Annotated in this window: 16 protein-coding genes and 1 pseudogene; 6 read left to right on the top strand and 11 right to left on the bottom strand. The window is 70.6% G+C overall.

All coding sequences use genetic code 11. From position 1 onward, the window contains the following. Positions 1–402 (bottom strand): annotated as a pseudogene (locus tag ACFO6Q_RS12350) (hypothetical protein); the annotation flags it as partial. Between the two features lie 24 nt (positions 403–426). Then, positions 427–2,037, bottom strand: a complete 1,611-nt coding sequence (locus ACFO6Q_RS12345; RefSeq protein WP_380021404.1) for an ExeA family protein — start codon at positions 2,035–2,037, stop codon at positions 427–429. A 166-nt stretch (positions 2,038–2,203) separates the two neighbouring features. On the opposite strand from ACFO6Q_RS12345, the gene ACFO6Q_RS12340 reads away from it, so the two are divergent. The 5 genes from ACFO6Q_RS12340 to ACFO6Q_RS12320 all read left to right on the top strand — a co-directional run bounded on the left by ACFO6Q_RS12340 (position 2,204) and on the right by ACFO6Q_RS12320 (position 9,364). Beyond that, positions 2,204–4,357 carry a PQQ-dependent sugar dehydrogenase gene (locus ACFO6Q_RS12340; protein ID WP_380021403.1) on the top strand — a complete coding sequence of 718 codons (2,154 nt, stop codon included), beginning with the start codon at positions 2,204–2,206 and terminating at the stop codon, positions 4,355–4,357. A 148-nt stretch (positions 4,358–4,505) separates the two neighbouring features. Beyond that, complete coding sequence (locus ACFO6Q_RS12335) at positions 4,506–5,705, top strand: multidrug effflux MFS transporter (RefSeq protein ID WP_380021402.1); 1,200 nt, start codon at positions 4,506–4,508, stop codon at positions 5,703–5,705. A 241-nt stretch (positions 5,706–5,946) separates the two neighbouring features. Then, on the top strand, positions 5,947–8,037 hold the full coding sequence (locus ACFO6Q_RS12330; RefSeq protein ID WP_380021401.1) for a TonB-dependent receptor: 2,091 nt from the start codon (positions 5,947–5,949) through the stop codon (positions 8,035–8,037). 5 nt (positions 8,038–8,042) lie between these two features. Further along, positions 8,043–9,197, top strand: a complete 1,155-nt coding sequence (locus ACFO6Q_RS12325) for a PepSY-associated TM helix domain-containing protein (RefSeq protein ID WP_380021409.1) — start codon at positions 8,043–8,045, stop codon at positions 9,195–9,197. Further along, on the top strand, positions 9,194–9,364 hold the full coding sequence (locus ACFO6Q_RS12320; protein ID WP_380021400.1) for a hypothetical protein: 171 nt from the start codon (positions 9,194–9,196) through the stop codon (positions 9,362–9,364). The genes ACFO6Q_RS12325 and ACFO6Q_RS12320 overlap by 4 nt, the downstream gene beginning before the upstream one ends. On the opposite strand, the gene ACFO6Q_RS12315 is transcribed toward ACFO6Q_RS12320, so the two are convergent. Both ACFO6Q_RS12315 and ACFO6Q_RS12310 read right to left on the bottom strand, forming a co-directional pair. Then, positions 9,361–10,050, bottom strand: coding sequence for a hypothetical protein (locus tag ACFO6Q_RS12315; RefSeq protein WP_380021399.1), 690 nt, complete (start codon positions 10,048–10,050; stop codon positions 9,361–9,363). The genes ACFO6Q_RS12320 and ACFO6Q_RS12315 overlap by 4 nt on opposite strands. A gap of 64 nt (positions 10,051–10,114) precedes the next feature. After that, complete coding sequence (locus tag ACFO6Q_RS12310; RefSeq protein WP_380021398.1) at positions 10,115–10,714, bottom strand: YdeI/OmpD-associated family protein; 600 nt, start codon at positions 10,712–10,714, stop codon at positions 10,115–10,117. 182 nt (positions 10,715–10,896) lie between these two features. Between ACFO6Q_RS12310 and ACFO6Q_RS12305 the strand changes: the two genes are divergently transcribed. After that, entirely contained in the window at positions 10,897–12,039 is a 1,143-nt protein-coding gene (locus ACFO6Q_RS12305) for a hypothetical protein (RefSeq protein WP_380021397.1), read from the top strand. On the opposite strand, the gene ACFO6Q_RS12300 is transcribed toward ACFO6Q_RS12305, so the two are convergent. The 7 genes from ACFO6Q_RS12300 to ACFO6Q_RS12270 form a co-directional block, all read right to left on the bottom strand. Next, positions 11,922–13,082, bottom strand: a complete 1,161-nt coding sequence (locus ACFO6Q_RS12300; protein ID WP_380021396.1) for a glutathionylspermidine synthase family protein — start codon at positions 13,080–13,082, stop codon at positions 11,922–11,924. The two genes, ACFO6Q_RS12305 and ACFO6Q_RS12300, sit on opposite strands and share 118 nt — an antisense overlap. A gap of 15 nt (positions 13,083–13,097) precedes the next feature. Next, on the bottom strand, positions 13,098–13,697 hold the full coding sequence (locus ACFO6Q_RS12295; RefSeq protein ID WP_380021395.1) for a DUF1190 domain-containing protein: 600 nt from the start codon (positions 13,695–13,697) through the stop codon (positions 13,098–13,100). Between the two features lie 31 nt (positions 13,698–13,728). Next, positions 13,729–14,142, bottom strand: a complete 414-nt coding sequence (locus ACFO6Q_RS12290) for a DUF350 domain-containing protein (RefSeq protein ID WP_380021394.1) — start codon at positions 14,140–14,142, stop codon at positions 13,729–13,731. Between the two features lie 13 nt (positions 14,143–14,155). Beyond that, positions 14,156–14,812, bottom strand: coding sequence for a DUF2491 family protein (locus ACFO6Q_RS12285; RefSeq protein WP_380021393.1), 657 nt, complete (start codon positions 14,810–14,812; stop codon positions 14,156–14,158). A gap of 27 nt (positions 14,813–14,839) precedes the next feature. Further along, positions 14,840–15,610, bottom strand: coding sequence for a PspA/IM30 family protein (locus tag ACFO6Q_RS12280; protein ID WP_380021392.1), 771 nt, complete (start codon positions 15,608–15,610; stop codon positions 14,840–14,842). A gap of 83 nt (positions 15,611–15,693) precedes the next feature. After that, the gene (locus ACFO6Q_RS12275) at positions 15,694–16,320 is read right to left on the bottom strand and encodes a YjfI family protein (protein ID WP_380021391.1); all 627 of its coding nucleotides are present in this window, start codon (positions 16,318–16,320) and stop codon (positions 15,694–15,696) included. Positions 16,321–16,742: 422 nt separating this feature from the next. Beyond that, complete coding sequence (locus tag ACFO6Q_RS12270; RefSeq protein ID WP_380021390.1) at positions 16,743–18,317, bottom strand: OpgD/OpgG family glucan biosynthesis protein; 1,575 nt, start codon at positions 18,315–18,317, stop codon at positions 16,743–16,745. Positions 18,318–18,364: the final 47 nt, after the last annotated feature.

Raw genomic sequence — 18,364 nt, 5'->3', positions numbered from 1 at the left:
CTGCGCGGCCGGCGCCGTCGCGACCGGCGGCTTGGCCGGTGCTGTCGCGGGCGCGGCGGTGCGGTTCGCTGCCGGCGGCGAACCCGCGCCGGTGGCGGGATTGGCGTTCGGCGGCCGCGCGGCCGGTGCGTGCGGCGCCGGGGCGGGTTTGACCGCTGGCGCGGCCTGGCCGGCCGGCGCCGGTGCGACGGCGACGGTGTCGGTCTTCGGTGCATCCGGTTCCTGCTGCGGGGTGCGCGTCAGCCACCAGCCGACCGCCAGTGCGGCGACGATCAGCACGCCGAACAGCGGCAGCAGGTTGCGGCGCTTGCGCGCGACCAGCACCGGCGATCCCAGCGTCGGCGCCTCGCCGAGGCGGCGCTGCTGTTCGGATTTCTTCAGGGCTTCGAGGATCAACGACATTGCAATTCCTGGGGTGCGGCGCGCTTACTCGACGGTGCGCGCCAGATGCGGTCCGGCGTCGTCCAGCGCCGACAGCGCGAACAGCGTTTCCGGGCCGATGATGCCATCGGCCTTGATGCCGTAGGCCTGCTGCAGCTTGCGGATGCGTTCTTCCAGCTCCGCATCGAAGGTCGCGCTCGCCGACTTCGCCACGGCGCCGTCGTCGAAGGTGGCCACGCGGTCCATGATCCAGGCGACGGCATCGCCGCTGTCGCCGCGCTTGAGCGTGGCCGGCAGGCCCGCCGGCAGGCGCCACAGCGCGATGAAGTCGCCGTTCCAGACCTTGGACAGCGAATCGCGTTCGAGTTCGTAGCGGTCGCCGGCCAGATCCAGGCGCACCAGCCGCTTGCCGACGCCCTGCAGCAGGGCGTAGGCCGCGTGGCCGGGGCGCTCGCCCGCGTCGAGGGCCAGGATCAGCGGTCGGTCGAAGCGGGCGACCTGCTCCAGTGTCGCATGGCCGCGCAGGCAGGCCAGCCCGCTGGCGACGATCGGCGGGCAGCGGCTCGCGTCGCGCACCGACACCTCGTTGGAATCGACCTGCCAGCGCGCGAGCAGCTGCGTGAACGCGGTCAGTTCGGTTTCCGGCGCCTGGGCGAGGCGTGCGGACAGGCGCTGCGATTCGGCGTCCACCGCGGCCGGCGCCGGGGCGGCCGGCGGCGGCGCCGCCTGCGCCGGCGCGGCCTGTCGATACCGCTGCAGCCACAGCGCACCGGCGCCGATCGCCAGCAGCAGCAGCGCGGCCGCGGCCCACAGTCCGTAGCGGCGCATCCAGTAGCGCGCGTGGCCGGGCAGGGTCTCGTCGGCGGCGCGGTCGACCAGGCGTTCGCCGATGCTGTCCTGCTCGCGCGCGTAGGCGGCCATCAGCGCGCGGTCGGCGATGATGTTGACCAGCCGCGGAACGCCGCCGGAGCGCTGGTAGAGGGCCTTCAGGCCGAGCCGCGAGAACGGCATGCGCTTGCAGCCGGCGACCGCCATGCGGTGACGCACGTAGGCCTCGGTCTCGGCGATGTCCAGCGGCGTCAGGTGGTAGCGCGCGGTGATGCGCTGGGCGAGCTGGCGCAGTTCCGGGCGGTCGAGCAGCTCGCGCAGTTCCGGCTGGCCGAGCAGGATGATCTGCAGCAGCTTCTGCGTCGGCGTTTCGAGGTTGGTCAGCAGGCGCACCTGTTCGAGCGACTCGATCGACAGGTTCTGCGCCTCGTCGACGATCAGCACCACGCGCAGGCCCTGCGCGTAGGCGTCGAGCAGGAACGCGTTCAACGTGTCGGTCAGCGCCTTGAGGCTGCCGCGCTTGCCCTCGATCGGCAGCTTCAGCTCCTCGCAGACGGTCTCCACCAGTTCCACCGGCGAGAGCTTGGGGTTGAGCACCAGGGCGACGCGAGTGTTCTCCGGCAGCTGTTCGAGCAGCAGCCGGCACAGCGTGGTCTTGCCGGTGCCGACCTCGCCCGTCAGCTGCACGAAGCCGCCGCTGCCGCCCTTGCCGATGCCGTAGAGCAGGTGCGCGAGCGCGTCCCGGTGCCGTTCGGACAGGAAGACGTAGCGCGGGTCCGGCGTGATCGAAAACGGCGGCTCGCGCAGGCCGAAATACTCCAGATACATCCCGCTACTTTACCTGAGGCGTCGAAACGGCTGGTTGACGGGCGTCCGGCCCGGCTGTTCCCATGTCGGGGCAGGACCCACCCCCGGGACTTTCTAATGTGATGGAAATCACATTTAATGGTGCGACAGCGGCAAGTCCGGGCGGTTCCCCCATGGAGAGCTCGCAATGAAGGCATGGCAGCGCACGATGGTCGTCACGGTCCTGGCAGGACTGTCGGCTGGTACCGCATCCGGACAGGTTCTGCCTTCCGGCTTCCATCTCGACAACCGCCTGCCGAACCGGACCGAGCCGACCGGCGTCCATTTCGCCCACGACGGCCGCGTCTTCGTCACCGAGAAGGGCGGCAAGGTCTTCGTCTATCGCAACCTGCTGGACACGGCGCCGCAGGTCTTCGTCGACCTCGGCCCGCAGGTGCACAACTTCTGGGACCGCGGCCTGCTCGGTTTCGCGCTCGATCCGCGCTTTCCCGAGCAGCCCTACGTCTACGTGCAGTACGCCTACAACGGCGGCCTGTTCCCGGCCAGCGATCCGACGCCGTGGGCGCCGCGCTGGTGGCCGACGGGCTGCCCGAGCCCGCCGGGCGCGACCGACGACGGCGGCGGCTGCGTGATCGGCGGGCGCATCTCGCGCCTGACCGTCGACGGCGACACGGCCGGCGACGAGCAGGTACTGATCGAGGACTGGTTCCAGCAGTACCCCAGCCATTCGGTCGGCACGATCCTGTTCGGGCCGGACGGCTATCTCTACGGCGGCGGCGGCGACGGCGCCAGCTTCAACTGGGGCGACTACGGCCAGTCGGGCAATCCGGACTGGCCGGACCAGCGTTCGCCGCTGAATGCGGCCGATCCGGACGACCAGGCGACCAACCACGGCGGCTCGCTGCGTTCGCAGGGCCTGGAGGTGGAATCGCAGTACGTCGGGCAGCAGGTCTGGCTCAACGGCTCGATCATCCGCATCAATCCGGCCGACGGCAGCCCCGCGCCCGGCAATCCGCTCGCTTCCAGCGGCCTGTCCGACAACGCCAAGCGCATCATCGCCTACGGCCTGCGCAATCCGTTCCGCTTCACGGTGCGGCCGAACACCGGCGAGATCTGGCTCGGCGACGTCGGCGACACCTCGTGGGAGGAGATCGACTACATCCCGGCCGTGCCCGCCGAGGGCGCCGGGCTGCGGAACTTCGGCTGGCCCTGCTACGAGGGGCGCGGCCATCACGGCAACTTCACCGGTCCGATCTGCACCGGCCTGTATTCGGACGGCGACACCGGCGGACGTACCCCGCACACGCCGCCCTGGTACACCTACTCGCACGTCGGCAGTTCGGACATCACCGGGCTGACGTTCTATCAGGGCAGTTCCTATCCGGCGGCCTACCGCGACTCGCTGTTCTTCGCCGACGCCAACCGCCAGATCCTCTTCAACATCCCGTTCGTCGATGCCGACGAAGACGGCATTCCGGACGCTCCCGCCGACAGTTCCGCGGCCGCGTTCTTCGGTGGCGTCTCGGCCAAGGCGGTGCAGCTGGCTTCCGGCCCCGGTGGCGACCTGTTCTTCGCCAACCTGGAGGAAGGCCGCGTCTCGCGCGTGTACTACTGCGACGGCTGCACGAACCAGGCACCGTCGGCGGCGATCGCGCTCGCCGCCGGCTCCAGCGCCGACGGCGCGCCGCGCACGATCGGCTTCACCGCGGCCAACAGCGTCGATCCGAACGTCGGCGACACGCTCGCCTACGACTGGGACCTCGACGGCGACGGCAACTTCGGCGACGCCGCCGGCGTCACCGCTTCGCGCGCCTACACGGTCGCCGGCAACTACCGCGTCGCCGTGCGCGTCTCCGACGGCGCCGGCGCGAGCGACGTGCAGCGCATGCTGGTGACCGTGCAGGGGTCGACCACGACGGCGGACGTCGGCGTCACGCTCGACGACGGTGTCGAGTCGGCGCGACCCGGCGACACGCTGAGCTACACGCTGACGGTGAGCAACCAGGGGCCCGACGCCGTCGCCGGCGTGGCCGTGGCGACGACGCTGTCGACGCGGCTGACCGGCATCGGCTGGACCTGCGTCGCCGCCGGCGGCGCGAGCTGCGCGGCGAACGGCAGCGGCGACGTCGCCGACAGCGTCGACCTGCCCGCGGGCGACAGCGTCACCTACACGATCACCGCCACCGTCGCCGCGACGGCGGACGGGCCGATCGAAAGCACGGCCACGGCGACCTTGCCGGCCGGGTCGGTCGATCCCGAGCCCGCCGACAACACGGCGAGCGACGTCGACGCACTCGACGACACGATCTTCGCCGACGGCTTCGAATCGCCCGCGCCGTGAGCTGAAGTCCTCGCGCGTGCGCCGCCGGGGTTGATATCGCGGCGCACGCCCCCAAGCTCGTGCGCTTCGCCGCGCGCCTTTCGTGCGCGCCCCTCTTCCGCGCCCCTCTTCCGCCATGCCCGCGGGCCGGCGCGCGCCAAGGACGTCCATGCGCAGCGATTTCTTCAAGACGGCGGCCGTGCTCGGCCTGCTCACGGCGATCGGCCCGTTCGCGATCGACATGTACCTGCCGGCGCTGCCGTCGATCCGCGCCGCGCTGCACGCCGGCACCGGCGCCACGCAGGCGAGCCTGATGGTGTTCTTCGTCATGATGGGCCTGGCCCAGCTCGTCTACGGTCCGCTGTCGGACATCTTCGGGCGCAAGCCGCTGCTGTACGCCGGGCTGGTCCTGTTCGCGCTGGGCAGCATCGGCTGCGCGCTCGCCACCGACATCCAGACGCTGATCGCGTTCCGCGTGCTGCAGGGACTGGGCGCCAGTGCCGGCATGGTGATCGGCCGCGCCGTGGTGCGCGACCTGCATACCGGGCCGGACGCGGCGCAGATGATGTCGCTGCTGATGCTGGTGTTTAGCGTCTCGCCGATCCTCGCGCCGCTGGCCGGCAGCCTGGTGATCGCCTGGACCGACTGGCGCGGCATCTTCTGGAGCGTGCTGGTCGCCGCGCTGCTCGGCCTGGTGCTGCTGACGCTGTTCCTGCGCGAGACGCGCCACGCGCACCTGCGCGCAGGCAGCACGGTGCGCGGCGCGCTGTCGGCCTATCGCGAACTGCTCGGCGATCCGTCGTTCCTCGGCATGGGCTTCATCTGCGCGTTCGGCACGTCGAGTTTCTTTGCCTACCTGGCAAGTTCGTCCTTCGTGCTGATCGAGCACTACGGCCTGACCCCGACGCAGTACAGCTTCTTCTTCTCGATCAACGCGATCGCCTTCATCGGCGCGGCGCAGTTCAACGGACTGCTGGCGCGGCGCTTCGGCCTGCGCCGGCTCGCGCGCCGGGCCGTGGCCGGCTACGTCGGTTCGATGACGGCCCTGTTCGCCCTGTTCGCGCTCGGCATCGACAGCCTCGCCGTGCTGGCCGTGCTGCTGTTCGTCGGCTACGCCTTCCTCGGCCTGGTGATTCCGAACGTGACCGTGCTCGCGCTGGAAGAACACGGCGCGATCGCCGGAACCGCGTCGGCGCTGATCGGCACCCTGCAGTTCCTCACCGGCGCGATCGTGATGGCGATCGTCAGCCGCTTCCTCGACGGCACCGCGCTGCCGATGGTGGTCGGCATCGCGGCGTGCGCGCTGATCACCTTCGCGCTCGCGCGCATCACGCTGCGCGGCGAGCCCGCACGCGCCTACGCCGACTGAGGGAATCCGGAAACGGACTTGCCGTCATTCCCGCGAACGCGGGGTGAGGGGATCGGCGAGGCGCCCTGCGACGGCGGATTGGATTGTCGAACGCCGCGCGTGCGTACTACCATGTCGGCCGGTTGCCGCCCGGCAACCGATTCTTCGATCCGCCCCGCCAGCGCATCGGCTCCCTCGCCGTGCTGCCAGCCCCTGCATCCCCGGATGCGAGGTCGGAAGCCAGCACACGGGAGCTTCGCCGATGCCGCCGTTCCATTGCCGCCCGCGCACCCCGCTGCGCGTCCGTTCGTCGCTTCCACTGGCGCTGCTGATCGCCGCGGCGATCGCGCCGGCCGCGGCCGGCGCGGAGGACGCGCCGGAGGCGGGAGCGACGCGGCTCGACAGCATCGTCGTCACCGCGGAGAAACAGGGCCGCTCGCAGCACGACACGGCCACCAGCACCACCGTGCTCGACGCACAGTCGCTCGACGAACGCGGCATCGTCGACAGCCGCGACGTGCTCGCCGATCTCGTCAACGTCACCAGCTTCGGCCAGGGCAATCTCGCGCCGGCCGTGCGCGGCGTCGACGGCACCGGCGCGGCGCTGGGCGTCGATGCGTTCTTCGCCGGCTCCAGGCCGCGCCTCAACGTCACCATCGACGGCCGTCCGGCGAGCTACAACGAGATCGTGTTCGGCGACAACTCGCTGTGGGACGTGCAGCAGGTCGAATTCCTGCGCGGACCGCAGAGCCTGCTGCAGGGACGCAACGCGATCGCCGGCACGCTGGCGATCAAGACGCGCGATCCGGGTGCCGAGCGCGAGGCCGGCGTGCGCGTGATCGGCGGCGACGGCGATCGTCGCGAAGGCGCGTTCTATCTTTCCGGTCCGCTCGCCGGCGAGGAATTCGCGCTGCGCCTGGCCGGCGGCATCCAGCATCGCGACAGCTATCTCGACTTCGCGCCGTACCCCGGCGTTTCCGATCCGGGCGAGATCCAGACGCGCACCCTGCGCGCCAAGCTCGCCTGGAAGCCTGCGGCGCTGCCGGATTTCCGCGCGCTGCTGACCTTCCAGCACGCCAGCGCGAGCGCGCCGCAGACCGAGACGGTGTCGCGCCCGTTCGACGCGGCGCAGGTCGCCAGCACGCCGGACATGCCGGTGTTCGCGCCGCGCACCAACGCGGCAATCCTCGACACGCAGTGGCAGCTGGCTGATCGCCTGAGCTGGCAGAACCTGATCAGCACGACCGACCTGCACGTCGACCGCTTCGCGCCGGCGCGCACCGGCATCGCGCGCATCGACACGCGCGACAGCGTGTTCGAGCCGCGCCTGCTGCTCGATCGCGGCGACACGCGCTTCGGCGGCATCGCCGGCGTCTACCTCTATCGCGCCGACCAGCGCGAGTTCATCGACTACCCGGTCGACGAGCGCTTCCGCGACCGCGTGCGCACCGCGGCGATCTACGGCGAAGGCACGTTCGCGCTGGGCGAGCGCTTCGACCTCAGTTTCGGTGCGCGCTACGAACGCGAGACGCATCGCCGCCGCGGCGGCGAAGGCGCGCTGGTGCACATCGACATCGACCAGTCCTACACCGCGTTCCTGCCGAAGATCGGCCTGGCCTGGCACCCCGATCCGCAATGGACCTTCGGCGTGTTCGCCTCGCGCGGCTACAACGCCGGCGGCGGCGGCGTCACGCTCGACGTGCCGATCGTCAGCTACAGCTACGACGCCGAGTACGTGCGCGACTACGAGGCGTACTTCCGCGCCGACCTCGCCGACGGCCGCCTGCAGCTGACCGGCAACGTGTTCTACGGCGAGTTCCGCGACATGCAGCTGCCGTTCGACCTCAATCCCGACCCGGCGATCTGGGCGGTGGTGATCCGCAACGCCGATCGTGCGCGCAACTACGGCGCGGAGTTCGGCGCGCGCTGGCTGGCGACGCAGGCGCTGGAGCTGCGTGCCGATCTCGGCCTGCTGCGCACCAAGGTCACGCAGTATCCGGGCTCGGGCATCGAAGGCCACCAGTTCGCCAATGCGCCGTCGGCGACGATGAGCCTCGGCGCGACCTGGCGCGGCGACGGCGGCTTCGAGTTCGGCGTCAACGCGCGCCATTCGAACGCGTACTTCTCCGACATCGAGAACCGCCCGATCGGTCGCACCGACCCGTACTGGATCGCCAACCTGCGCGGCGGCTACCGCTTCGGCAAGGCGTTCGTGTTCGCCGGCGTCAGCAACCTGTTCGACGAGGACACGCCGCTGCTGATCACGACCTACTCCTCGGTGCCCACGCCCTACGACACCGCGCAGCTGCCGCAGCCGCGGCGCTGGTACGTCGGCCTGCAGTACGACTGGTGAATCCGATGCACGCCACCGGCACGTCGCGCTGGTTCCGCCTCAATCTCTGGCTGCATCGCTGGACCAGCCTGGTCGCCACCGTGCCGTTCCTGATCCTGTGCCTGACCGGCACGATCCTGATCTTCCACCACGAGATCGACGAGGCGCTGGGCGTGGTGCCGAGCGTGGAGAGTTTCGACGCCGCCGCGGCGCAGCCGCTGGCGAAGGCGGTCGACAACGTGCTGGCGAAGTTTCCCGACGAGCGCGTGCTCAGCGTCGGCATCGATCCGAAGGAGCACCCCGGCGTGCTGCTGCTGGTCACCGCGCCCAACACCGCCACCGGCTTCGACGGCGCGCGGCTGCGCTTCGCGCACCTGGCCACGGCCGAGCTGACCGACGAGGCCAGCCTGGACGCGGACAAGACCTTCACCGGCTTCCTGCTCGACCTGCACGCGCGCTGGTTCCTCGGCCCGCTCGGCGAGCTGATCGGCGCGTTGATCGCGCTGCTGGTGCTGGTCTCGCTGCTCTCGGGCCTGGTCGTCTATGCACCGTACGTCAAGCGCATCGCCTTCGGCGTGCTGCGCCGCGGCCGCGGCGCGCGGCTGCTGCAGCTGGACCTGCACAACTTCGTCGGCACGCTGGTGCTGGGGTGGGCGCTGGTGGTCACGGTCACCGGCTTCCTGCTCGGCTTCGGCACCATCGCGCAGTTCGTCTGGCAGCAGACCGAGCTGAGCGAGCTGAAGCGGCAGTACGCCGGTGTGCCGGTCGACGCGCGCCGCCCACCGATCGACGTCGATCGCGTGCACGCCGCGACCAGCGCCGCGCTGCCGGCCGGCTGGCACGTGGTGTCGATGATCTTTCCGGGCACCGACTTCTCGACCGAGCGGCACTACAGCGTGCTGGTCGGCGGCGAGGGCCTGGACGAGCGCCTGTTCCGCGTCGCCCTGGTCGACGCCGACAGCGGCGCGGTGTCCACCGTGGTGCAGCTGCCGTGGTACCTGAAGGCGATCTTCGTCGCCCAGCCGCTGCACTTCGGCGACTACGGCGGCCTCGCGCTGAAGCTGCTGTGGACCGCCTGCACCTGGCTGACGCTGTTCATCACCGCCAACGGCGCCTGGCTGTGGTGGGATCGCCGGCGCAAGCGCCGCCGCGGCGGCGCGGCGAAGGGAGCTTCCGCATGAGCGGCCGCACCTACGCGCTGGTCTGCTCGCTGGCCTTGCTGGCGATCGTCGGCATCGCCGGCATGCTGCTCGGCGAGGACGTCTGGGACGTCGTGTTCTTCGCGATGGCGGCCTCGCCGCTGGCCTTCGGCGCCTGGCGCCGCCATCGCCTGCGCTCCGGCGGCTAGCCGCGTTTCACGCGCCGCGGCTCCGGCGCCTGGCCGTCGGAGAACAGCGCGATCGCCGTGCGCGCGACCTGCGTGGTGTCGTAGTAGGCGTAGGCGCCGACGCCGAGCGCGCCGACCACCGGCAGCCAGCGCGCGATGCCGCGGCCGGCGAGACGCCTGGACACGTCCAGGCCGATCTTCGCCGCGATCTTCTCGATCGCGCGCAGCGGCACGTCCTGGATCAGCAGGCGCGCGCCGACCTGCACGCCGACGTCGCGCACGGCCTGCGCCGCGGCGTGGCGGAACAGGCAGTACAGCATGTGCGAGCGCGTCAGGTCCGCGCTGACCCCGTAGGCGCCGGCGATGTCGGCGACCATCTGGCGCTGGATGCGCCAGATCGCGGCCAGCTCGGGCAGGATCGTCAGCCAGCCGAGCGGGCCGGGCGGCAGCGCCAGTGTGCCGGCCGCCAGCGCGGCCTTGTTCGCCGCGGCCGAGGCCAGCGCGCGGGCGCGTTCGTGCGGACCCTTGGCGCGGTGTTCGTCGGTCGCCGGCACGTAGCCGACGAGGTCGAGAATGGTGCGCGTCAGGCGGCTGCCGCGCGAATCGTCGTCGTTGCCGACCCTCAGTGCGGGGATGTGCTGCGCCATCGTCGTCGTTCCGGAGTGCATGCGGCGATGTTCGCCGCCGTCCGCGTGCGCGACAAGCATCGCGCGGATCGGCGATGGCCGCGGTTCAGTGATGCTCCGGCCGGAGTGACGGGCGCCGCCGCGCTCAGCGCTGGTATTTCCAGTTCCGCGGCTTGCCTTCGGCCAGCCACTCCAGGGTCGCCGCCAGCCGCTTCGCGCGCGTTTCCTCGCGCCTGGCCTCGACGATCCATTCGACGTACTCGCGCCGATGGCTCGGGCTGAATGCGTCGAACGTCGCGCGCGCCTTCGCGTCGCGCTGCAGCGCCGCGGCCAGATCCGCCGGCACGTCCAATGGCGGTTTGCGCGAGGCGCGCCTGCCGTGGGTCGCGGCCGGCACGCCGGCCTCGTTGAGCGCCATCGCTTTTCTGAGATAGCCGACCAGGACTTTCTTCGACGGCAGGTCCGACAGCGTCGCCAGGCGGCCGAACTCGCCCATCGCACCGTCGTCGCCGTCCGCGCCGACTACCTGCTTCCACTTCCAGAACCCGAACGCGCAGTGCTGCCTGAATGCGGCCATGTGGCAGAACAGACCGCGGTAGAGGAAGAACGGCGAGCTCCACTTGATCGTCTCCTCGACCTCGGGACAGGTCTCGTGCACGAGCGCGCGCAGGCGCTCGAGGATCGGCCGCGCGAACGGCTGCGCGTTCGCGATGTAGGCGTCGACGCGCGGGTCGGTCGTCGGCATGGCGGCTCCGGCAGGGCAGGACGGGTCGTTCCAGCATACGTCGGGCGGCCGCCGGAATCGCGCGGCGGGCCGGACCGCGCGGATCGCAAAGTCATGATCCCAGTCAAGGAAATGCACCGGCGATCGGCGACACCATGGCACGGACGGGCCGGGGGTCCGCAAACCAGAACAAGGCCTCGAGCGTGACCAGAACGGTTCCGGGTTGGCTGTGGCTGCTGGCTGCGAGTGCCGGCGTCGTCGCGATCGTGCATTTCCTCGGCCGCGGGCGATGGGACATCGCGGTCCTGACGGTGTGCGTGCCGTTCCTCGGCCGGATGACGATGGCCCTGCTGCTGACCCCGTCCCACGAAGCGGTGGAACGCGCGATGCGTGCGGCCGAGCGCGGCGTGCTGCGTGCGATGCGCGGCTGGGCGTTTCTCGGCGCGGCGCTGGCGAGCGCCGGAATGGCGCTGTATGCGATCGCGGCCTTCGTGCTGATGCAGCGGATCGTCGGCGAGGTGACATCGGTCGGATGGCTGCTCGCCGGAAGCTGCGTGTGCGCGTCGCCGGCGCTCTACATGGCCCACGAGGCGGGTGCCGGCGCCGGCGGCTCGCGCCTGGCTGCGGTCGAGTCGATGCTGGCCTCGGCGGCGATGGTCGGTGGCGCGTTCCTCGGCCTGTCGCCGGCGGCGGCCGTTCTCCTCGCGCTGGCGGCCTTCGCGGCCGGCGCCGTGGCGAAGGGCATCTACGCGTGCTCGGCGATGCAGGACAGTTTCCGCGGATCGGGTCGCAAGTCCGTCTACGAGGTGCTGCAGGCCGGGTACTGCTTCCGCAATCCGGCCGAGCTGCGCGAGACCTTGAGCGCGCTGTGCGAGGACGGCGTCGACGTCGACGCCCTGCCGAACGGCTACGGCGAATTCGGCCTGACGCCGACCAATCCGATTCCCACGCGCGCCGCGTCCGGAACCGCCGCCTATCTGGCGCGTCTGCGCTTCCGCGACGGAAGCCGGATCGTCTCGCGCCGCGTCGGCTCGGTCGGCTCGGACGTGTCGCCGTTCCCGGTGGACGCCTACGCGATCTCGCTCGCCGACGGCACGCGGCTGGCGACGCTGTATCTCTCGCCGTACCAGAAGCGCGTGTCGCGCCGGGTTCCGCGCAACTTCTCGCGCGCATGGACCTCGGCCGAGCGGCCGCCGCGCCGCCGGCCGGGTGTCGAGGACGCCGTCGCCTATCCGATCACGTGCGGCACGAAGCGCGAGGTGTCCTGCGTGATCAGCGAGGCGTCCTCGCGCACGCCCAGGCCGCAGGGGCGGTCGGCGACCACCCAGCTGCCGACCAGCGGATAGCCGCCGTCGAACTTCGGCAGCGGATGGAACGCCTGCCGGATGAACGGCGCGTCGTCGTAGGGGCCGTCCGAGCGCAGGATCTCGCCGTCCGCGCCGTGCACTTCGATGTTGGCGCCTTCGCGCGAGAACAGCGGCTTGCGCACCCAGCCGGCCGGCAGCGCGGCGGCCGGCTGCTCGTCGAAGAACGCCGGCAGCAGGTTCGGGTGGTCGGGATGGCGCTCCCACAGCAGCGGCAGCACGCCCTTGTTGCTCAGGATCGCCTTCCACGGCGGCTCGATCAGCACGCAGCGCGAGGTCGGCAGCGCGGGGCCGAACTCCTCCTCGAACAGGAATTCGAGCGGGTACAGTTTGAAGATCGCGCGGATGACGGCGTCGTCGGTATCGGTGTACCAGCCATCCTTGCTCAGGCCGATGTCCTCGATGGCGATGCGCCGGGTCGCCAGGCCCGCCTGCTCGGCGCAGTCGGCGAGGTAGGCGATCGTGCCCTGGTCCTCGAGCGAGTCGCGCACGGCGGAAAAATACAGCGGCTTGGGCAGGCGCTTGGCGATCGTCGCGAACGCCTCGATCAGCGTTTCCTGGATCAGGTTGTATTGGTCGGTGCCCTTGGGCAGCGCGCCGCGCTCGACCTGCTGCTCCAGCCACAGCCACTGGAAGAACGCCGCTTCGTACAGCGAGGTCGGCGTGTCGTAGTTCAGCTCGTAGAGCTTGGCTGGGCCGTCGCCGTCGTAGGCGAAATCCATGCGGCCGTACAGGTGCGGCGAGGCCTCGCGCCAGGATTGCGCGATCCAGTCCCAGTAACGCGGCGGAATCGCCAGCCGGCGCAGCAGCGCCTCGTCGCGCACGGCCTCGGCGACCAGATCCATCGCCATCTCGTGCAGCTCGCCGCTGGGCGTCTCGATGTCGCGCTCGATCTGTTCGAGCGTGAAGGCGTAGTAGGCGCGCTCGTCCCAGTACGGCGCGCCGTCGATGGTGTGGAAGCGGAAACCGAGCCGCTCGGCGGTCTGCCGCCAGTCGTCGCGTTCGGCGATCGCGATGCGCTTCATGGCGGTCGCCCGGCCTCAGCCGCCGCGCGAGCTGCCGCCCCAGCCGCTGCGCGCGGCGGAGGCCGAGCCGAAGCCCGAGCGCGACATCGTCACCGCGCGGTTCGGCGCGATGTCGACCGGACGCATGCGCGTGCCGTCTCCGGCGCGCGCACTCGTGCCGTAGGTGCCGCCGCCGACGTAGCCACCGCCGCCGCGATCGCGGTCGCGGTACGCCTCGGTGTACTGGCCGGCGCGCGTGCGGTAGATCGGATTGGAGTCCAGATAGGTCGGCGCGCGCCCCGGCGAGAGCATCTGCGACAGCATGAAGCCGGTCATCAGCGGCATCCAGAAACCGCCACTGGCTTCGCGCTTCTCGGTGCACAGGTCGCCGTACTCGGCGATGCAGTCGGCCTTGCTCTTGTAGCGCGGCGCATCGTTCGTGCTGGCCGTGTCGGCGGCCTGCGAGGCGCGCCGGCACAGCTCGGCGCTGTTGCCGTCGCGTTCGCAGGCTTCGACGCTGGTGTAGAAGCCTTGCTTGGTCATCGCCTGCGGCTGCGCGTCCTGTGCGCCGCAGCCGACCAGCGCCCACGGCGTCTGCGCGACCGCGAGCAGGGCGAGTTGGCGGGAACGTTTCATGCGGGGTTCTCCTGTGCGCTCCGGGAGCCGGTCAGTACGTCATGCAGGCGGCGTTGAGCACGCCGACGCCGATCGACAGCGCGGCGACCAGGATCGCGGCGGCGCGCTCGTCGCGCTCGATCCGCGCCGGCAGGTCCGGCAGCAGCAGGCGCACGGCGAAGAAGGTCAGCGCCTGCACGATCAAGGCGACCAGGCCCCACACCGCGCAGTCGACCAGGCCGACCGATTGCGAGATCGCCGAGGCGAGCGGGATCACGAAGCCGAGGAAGGCGCCGCCGAAGGAGATCGCCGCCGCCGGCTTGTCGGCGCGGATCAGCGCCAGTTCGCGATGCGGCGTGATCCAGACGTAAACGACCAGGAACAGCACCGCCAGCACGATCGCCAGTGCGAAGTAGGCGAGGAAGTTCGGCAGGGTGGCCAGGGAGGGAGCGAGGTCGATGGACATGGGGGTTTCCCGGTCAGGTGATTTCAAACTCGGCGGTCGTCAGGGGCACGCCGAGCGCGAGGCTGACGACGTACTGGTTCGGCCCGGAATCCTCGGCCGCGACCAGCAGCAGCTCGTTGCGGTCGGCGCCCTCGGGCGAGCGTTCGTAGAGCATCGAGTACAAGGTGAGGTCGTAGTCCTTCGTGCCGGCCGAGGTCTTGTGCACGTTCTCGTCGAAGACGATCGGCGGCGCCCAGCGCTGGTCCGGCCCCTCGCCCCAGACGCGGTGGTACTCGCGGTTGGCGACGGCGTAGGTGGCCGCGCCGAGCAGCGAGCCCTGCTGCACCCACTGCCGGAACGCGGCCTGGTTGGCCGGATGGACCGAATCGACGTAGACGAACAGCGCGACGTCGCCGACGTTGCGCTCGCTGCCGGGCGCGCCGGTGCTGGCGATCTGCAGGAACGCGTCGTCGGTCAGGTACAGCCGGTGCAGCTGCGAACCTTCGCCGAGGTCGATCACGCCGATCGCTTCGATGATCTGCGGACTCGCCGGGCACTCGAAGCCGAACGCCTCGCCGGCGAGCCGGAACGGCAGCGCGTCGATCGTGACGGCGCCCTTCAGGCGCGCGCCGAGCGGGAACGCGCCGGGCGCGTCCTTCGAGGCGGAGGTGCGGTCGAACCAGTGGCTCATCGTCGCTTCTTTCCCGCTGTGCGAACGTCAGACCTTCGCGCGCTCGTGCGTTGCCGGCAGCGGCGAACCCTCGCCCTGCGGCGCTTCGAGCTGCTCGCGCGGATGCTGCACGACCTCGGTCTTCTGGTAGCGCGCCAGCACCGCGTCGGCGCTGACCTGGCCCGGCGTGACGCCGGCCGCGGCGAGTCGTGCTTCCAGATCGCCGTCGCCGTCGGAAAGAGCGAGCGCGTCGGCCGCTTCGATCTGCGCGGCGCGTTCGGCCTGCTGCGTCTTCACGCGCTCGAGCGAATCGAGCGCGGTGCGCAGCTTGGCGTTCTGGCCGCTGTGGCGCGCCGAGATCGCCGACTGCGCGCGCAGCACGCTCTCGTTCGCCTTCACCTGGTCGACCTGCTGCTGCAGGCTGTCGATGCGGCGGTCGGCGGTCTTGATCGAGCCGTGCAGCTTGTCGACCGCGGCCTTGGTCGTCGTCAGCGTCTTTTCCTCGGCGGCGATCTCGCCTTCGAGCTGGGCCACCTTGGCGGCGACGTCGCGCGCCAGCGCCTGGTCGCCCTGGCCGAGCAGGCGGCCGATGTGGCTTTCGTACTCGGCCTTCTTCGCGCGCTTGGCGTCGAGCTTGTCGGAGGCCAGCTTCTGCTGCGCCATCATCCGGGTCAGGTCTTCCTTCGCGCGCAGGCTGTCGCCCTGTGCGTCGCGGATCTCCTGGTCGAGGATGCGCGTGGCGTTGCGGTCGACCACGGCCTGGCCGGCTTCGGTGGCCGCGCCGCGGAACAGGGTCAGGATCTTTTCAAGAATGCTCATGCGTTTTCTCGTGGAGGATGTTCTTGAGAAGTACGGCCGCGGACGGCCGCTCCGGAATCATCGGGGTGCCGGCGACGAGACGCTCAGGGACGGTCGCTCAGATAGCCGTGCAGGGCCTCGGCGGCGTCCAGCGTGTTCTGCGCGAGCACCTCGATTTCCTCGACGATGTTGGCCAGCGGCGAGCGCGTGGACAGTTCGCCGAACACCACGTAGACGTCCTCGCCGTCGAGCGACTGCAGGCCGATGTTGGACAGCGGGTTGATCGGGTTCAGGCGCAGGCAGGCGTCGTTGAACGCTGCGCGGTCCCTGACCTGCGAGCCGACGCACAGCGGGGTCGAGACGAACAGCTGCTCGCCCGAAGCGGCCAGGTGGATGACGAGATCGCCCTGTTCGGGCAGCGAGATCGCGATGGTCGGGTCGGCGCCGTGCTCGAGCGTGAGCTGGAACGGCAGTTTCTCGCGCAGCACGTGCTCGGCGAGCGCCTCGTGCAGGGCAGGGGTGGTCCAGGCTTGGGTCATGGCGGAATACGCCTCCAGGTGGCGGTAGCGGTCGGGAAGCACCGGCTCGCGCAGCGCGAGCTCGAGGGTGGCGAGAATCTCGCGGTGTTGTGGCCGGATGAAGACCTGGCGCGCGACCAGGCCCTTCTCGCGCATGCGTTCGCGGAAGGCCCGCTGGCTGCGCGCGGATGCGGACGGGGATCGGGCGGGCATTCGGTTCATCGGTTGTTACAAGTAACGTTACTTGTGAGGAAAAGCAAGAGCCAGTGACATTGGTCATGCCGCGCGGGTTGCCGCGCGCGGCGGTCGCAATGGATTCCCGCGTTCGCGGGAATGACGGCGGGAGTACGTGGATTCGCTGTCGGGGCGGCGCTGCGTATGGAAGTCGCGGCCAAGCTGCGGCGTGTGGCGGGCTGCACCCCTGAAGGCGATGCCTCGATCCCGGAGCAGCGTCATCCCCGCGAAGGCGATGCCCCGAACCCGAAGCGGCGTCATGCCCGCGAACGCGGGCATCCATCGTGCCCTCGGGCGGCCACGTGCAATGGATTCCCGCGTTCGCGGGCATGACGGCGAAAGGGTTTGGGGCCGGTGGCCGGGAGACCGCTTCCGCAGCAGGTGGCTCGCCGGCAGACGGCTCAGCGCCGCGCCGCCGGAGGCGGCGGCGTCCACTGGTACAGCCAGGTCTCGCTCAATGGCTGCTGCTTCGCGTCGCGCAGGAACACGCGCAGGTCGATCGGCTCGACGCTGTCGTCCGGCACCACGTCGAACATCACGCGCCAGCCGCGGATCGAGTCCAGCGGGCGCGCCGAGACGGTTTCGGTGCGTCCGCGCGAGATCGAGATGACCGGCTCGATCTTCGTGTCGCGCGGCAGCTTCGCCAGCGCCTCGCCGGCGAAGTCGACGACGAACTTCCACGAGAAATACGTGCGCGTGACGCCCGGCGGCCCGCCGATGCCGGTCCAGGTCATCGCCACCTGCGCCAGCGGTGGAGTGGCCGGCATCTTCTCGCCCCAGTACAGGCGGTAGGAGTACAGCAGTTCCTGTCCCGGCTGCGGTGTCGCTTCGGGTTTCCAGTAGGCGACGATGTTGTCGCGCGTCTCGTCGGGCGCCGGCAGCTCGACCAGCTGCACCGCGCCCTTGCCGAAGCCCGACAGCGGCTCGACCCACAGGCTCGGCCGGCGGTCGTAGAACACGCCGTCGTCCTGGTAGCGCTCGAAGTCGCGGTCGCGCTGCATCAGGCCGAAGCCGCGCGGCGTCTGGTCGAGGAACGAATTCACGCGCACGTCGACCGAATTGACCAGCGGCCGCCAGATCCACTCGCCGACGCCGGTCCACAGCGCCAGCCCGTCCGAATCGTGGATCGCCGGGCGCCAGTCGTCGCCGATGCGGCGGTCGTGCGGCGCGACCAGGAACATGCTGGTCAGCGGCGCGATGCCGAGCCGCTCGATGGGTTTGCGCGGATACAGCGCGACGTCCACGCGCATCGTCAGCGGCTCGCCCGGCGCGATGTCGAAACGGTAGGCGCCGGCGACGCTCGGCCCGTCGAGCAGCGCGTACAGCGTGAGGCTGTCGGTATCGGGCTTGGGCCGTTCGAGCCAGAACGTGGTGAAGTCGGGGAATTCCTCCGCGCGCGGCAGGCCGCAATCGACCGCGATGCCGCGCGCGGACAGGCCGTACTGCAGCGAGCCGCCGACCGCGCGGAAATAGCTCGCGCCGAGGAAGGCGACCACGTCGCGCGCGAAGTCGCCATGGAAATTCAGGCGGAAGCCGGCGTAGCCCAGGTCGTGCGGCAGCTTGCCGCCGTCGATGCCGCTCCTGGATAGATCGAAGCGGCGCGGGTCGTACTCGACCTCGTGCGCGAGGCCGTCGACGACTTCGTACACGTGCACGGAACGGCGGAACTGCATGCCGAGGTGGAAGAACTGCGCGCGGAAGCGCGAGTCGCGCCGGTCGGCCCACAGCGCGTGCGCCGGATCCGGACGGATCGCCTGGTAGTGGTCCCAGTCCAGTGCGGTCAGCACGCGCGGGATGTCGAGGTTCGGCGCGACGAACGGCCGCTCGGCCAGCCCGCGCGCATGGCCCTTCAGCGCGGCGTAGTCGAAGCGTTTCGGCTCGAACGGTGCGCTGCCGGGTCGCGTCGCGGCGCGGCCGAGCAGGGGCAGGGTGGCGAGCAGGTAGGAGGAAGCGGTCAAGAGGTCGCGGCGGTTCATGCGGGCTCCGGGAAACGTTCGGATGTCTTCTCGTTCGATGCGTGCAC

The organism is Dokdonella ginsengisoli, assembly GCF_042652785.1.
GTDB lineage: Bacteria > Pseudomonadota > Gammaproteobacteria > Xanthomonadales > Rhodanobacteraceae > Dokdonella_A > Dokdonella_A ginsengisoli.
Note: the sequence above shows the minus strand (reverse complement) of the source record. Positions and strands in the feature narration are given on the sequence as shown.

Coding starts and splice junctions, on each gene's coding strand:
- ACFO6Q_RS12345 (WP_380021404.1), bottom strand. CDS start 2,037: ATGTATCTGGAGTATTTCGGCCTGCGCGAGCCGCCGTTTTCGATCACG.
- ACFO6Q_RS12340 (WP_380021403.1), top strand. CDS start 2,204: ATGAAGGCATGGCAGCGCACGATGGTCGTCACGGTCCTGGCAGGACTG.
- ACFO6Q_RS12335 (WP_380021402.1), top strand. CDS start 4,506: ATGCGCAGCGATTTCTTCAAGACGGCGGCCGTGCTCGGCCTGCTCACG.
- ACFO6Q_RS12330 (WP_380021401.1), top strand. CDS start 5,947: ATGCCGCCGTTCCATTGCCGCCCGCGCACCCCGCTGCGCGTCCGTTCG.
- ACFO6Q_RS12325 (WP_380021409.1), top strand. CDS start 8,043: ATGCACGCCACCGGCACGTCGCGCTGGTTCCGCCTCAATCTCTGGCTG.
- ACFO6Q_RS12320 (WP_380021400.1), top strand. CDS start 9,194: ATGAGCGGCCGCACCTACGCGCTGGTCTGCTCGCTGGCCTTGCTGGCG.
- ACFO6Q_RS12315 (WP_380021399.1), bottom strand. CDS start 10,050: ATGCTTGTCGCGCACGCGGACGGCGGCGAACATCGCCGCATGCACTCC.
- ACFO6Q_RS12310 (WP_380021398.1), bottom strand. CDS start 10,714: ATGCCGACGACCGACCCGCGCGTCGACGCCTACATCGCGAACGCGCAG.
- ACFO6Q_RS12300 (WP_380021396.1), bottom strand. CDS start 13,082: ATGAAGCGCATCGCGATCGCCGAACGCGACGACTGGCGGCAGACCGCC.
- ACFO6Q_RS12295 (WP_380021395.1), bottom strand. CDS start 13,697: ATGAAACGTTCCCGCCAACTCGCCCTGCTCGCGGTCGCGCAGACGCCG.
- ACFO6Q_RS12290 (WP_380021394.1), bottom strand. CDS start 14,142: ATGTCCATCGACCTCGCTCCCTCCCTGGCCACCCTGCCGAACTTCCTC.
- ACFO6Q_RS12285 (WP_380021393.1), bottom strand. CDS start 14,812: ATGAGCCACTGGTTCGACCGCACCTCCGCCTCGAAGGACGCGCCCGGC.
- ACFO6Q_RS12280 (WP_380021392.1), bottom strand. CDS start 15,610: ATGAGCATTCTTGAAAAGATCCTGACCCTGTTCCGCGGCGCGGCCACC.
- ACFO6Q_RS12275 (WP_380021391.1), bottom strand. CDS start 16,320: ATGCCCGCCCGATCCCCGTCCGCATCCGCGCGCAGCCAGCGGGCCTTC.
- ACFO6Q_RS12270 (WP_380021390.1), bottom strand. CDS start 18,317: ATGAACCGCCGCGACCTCTTGACCGCTTCCTCCTACCTGCTCGCCACC.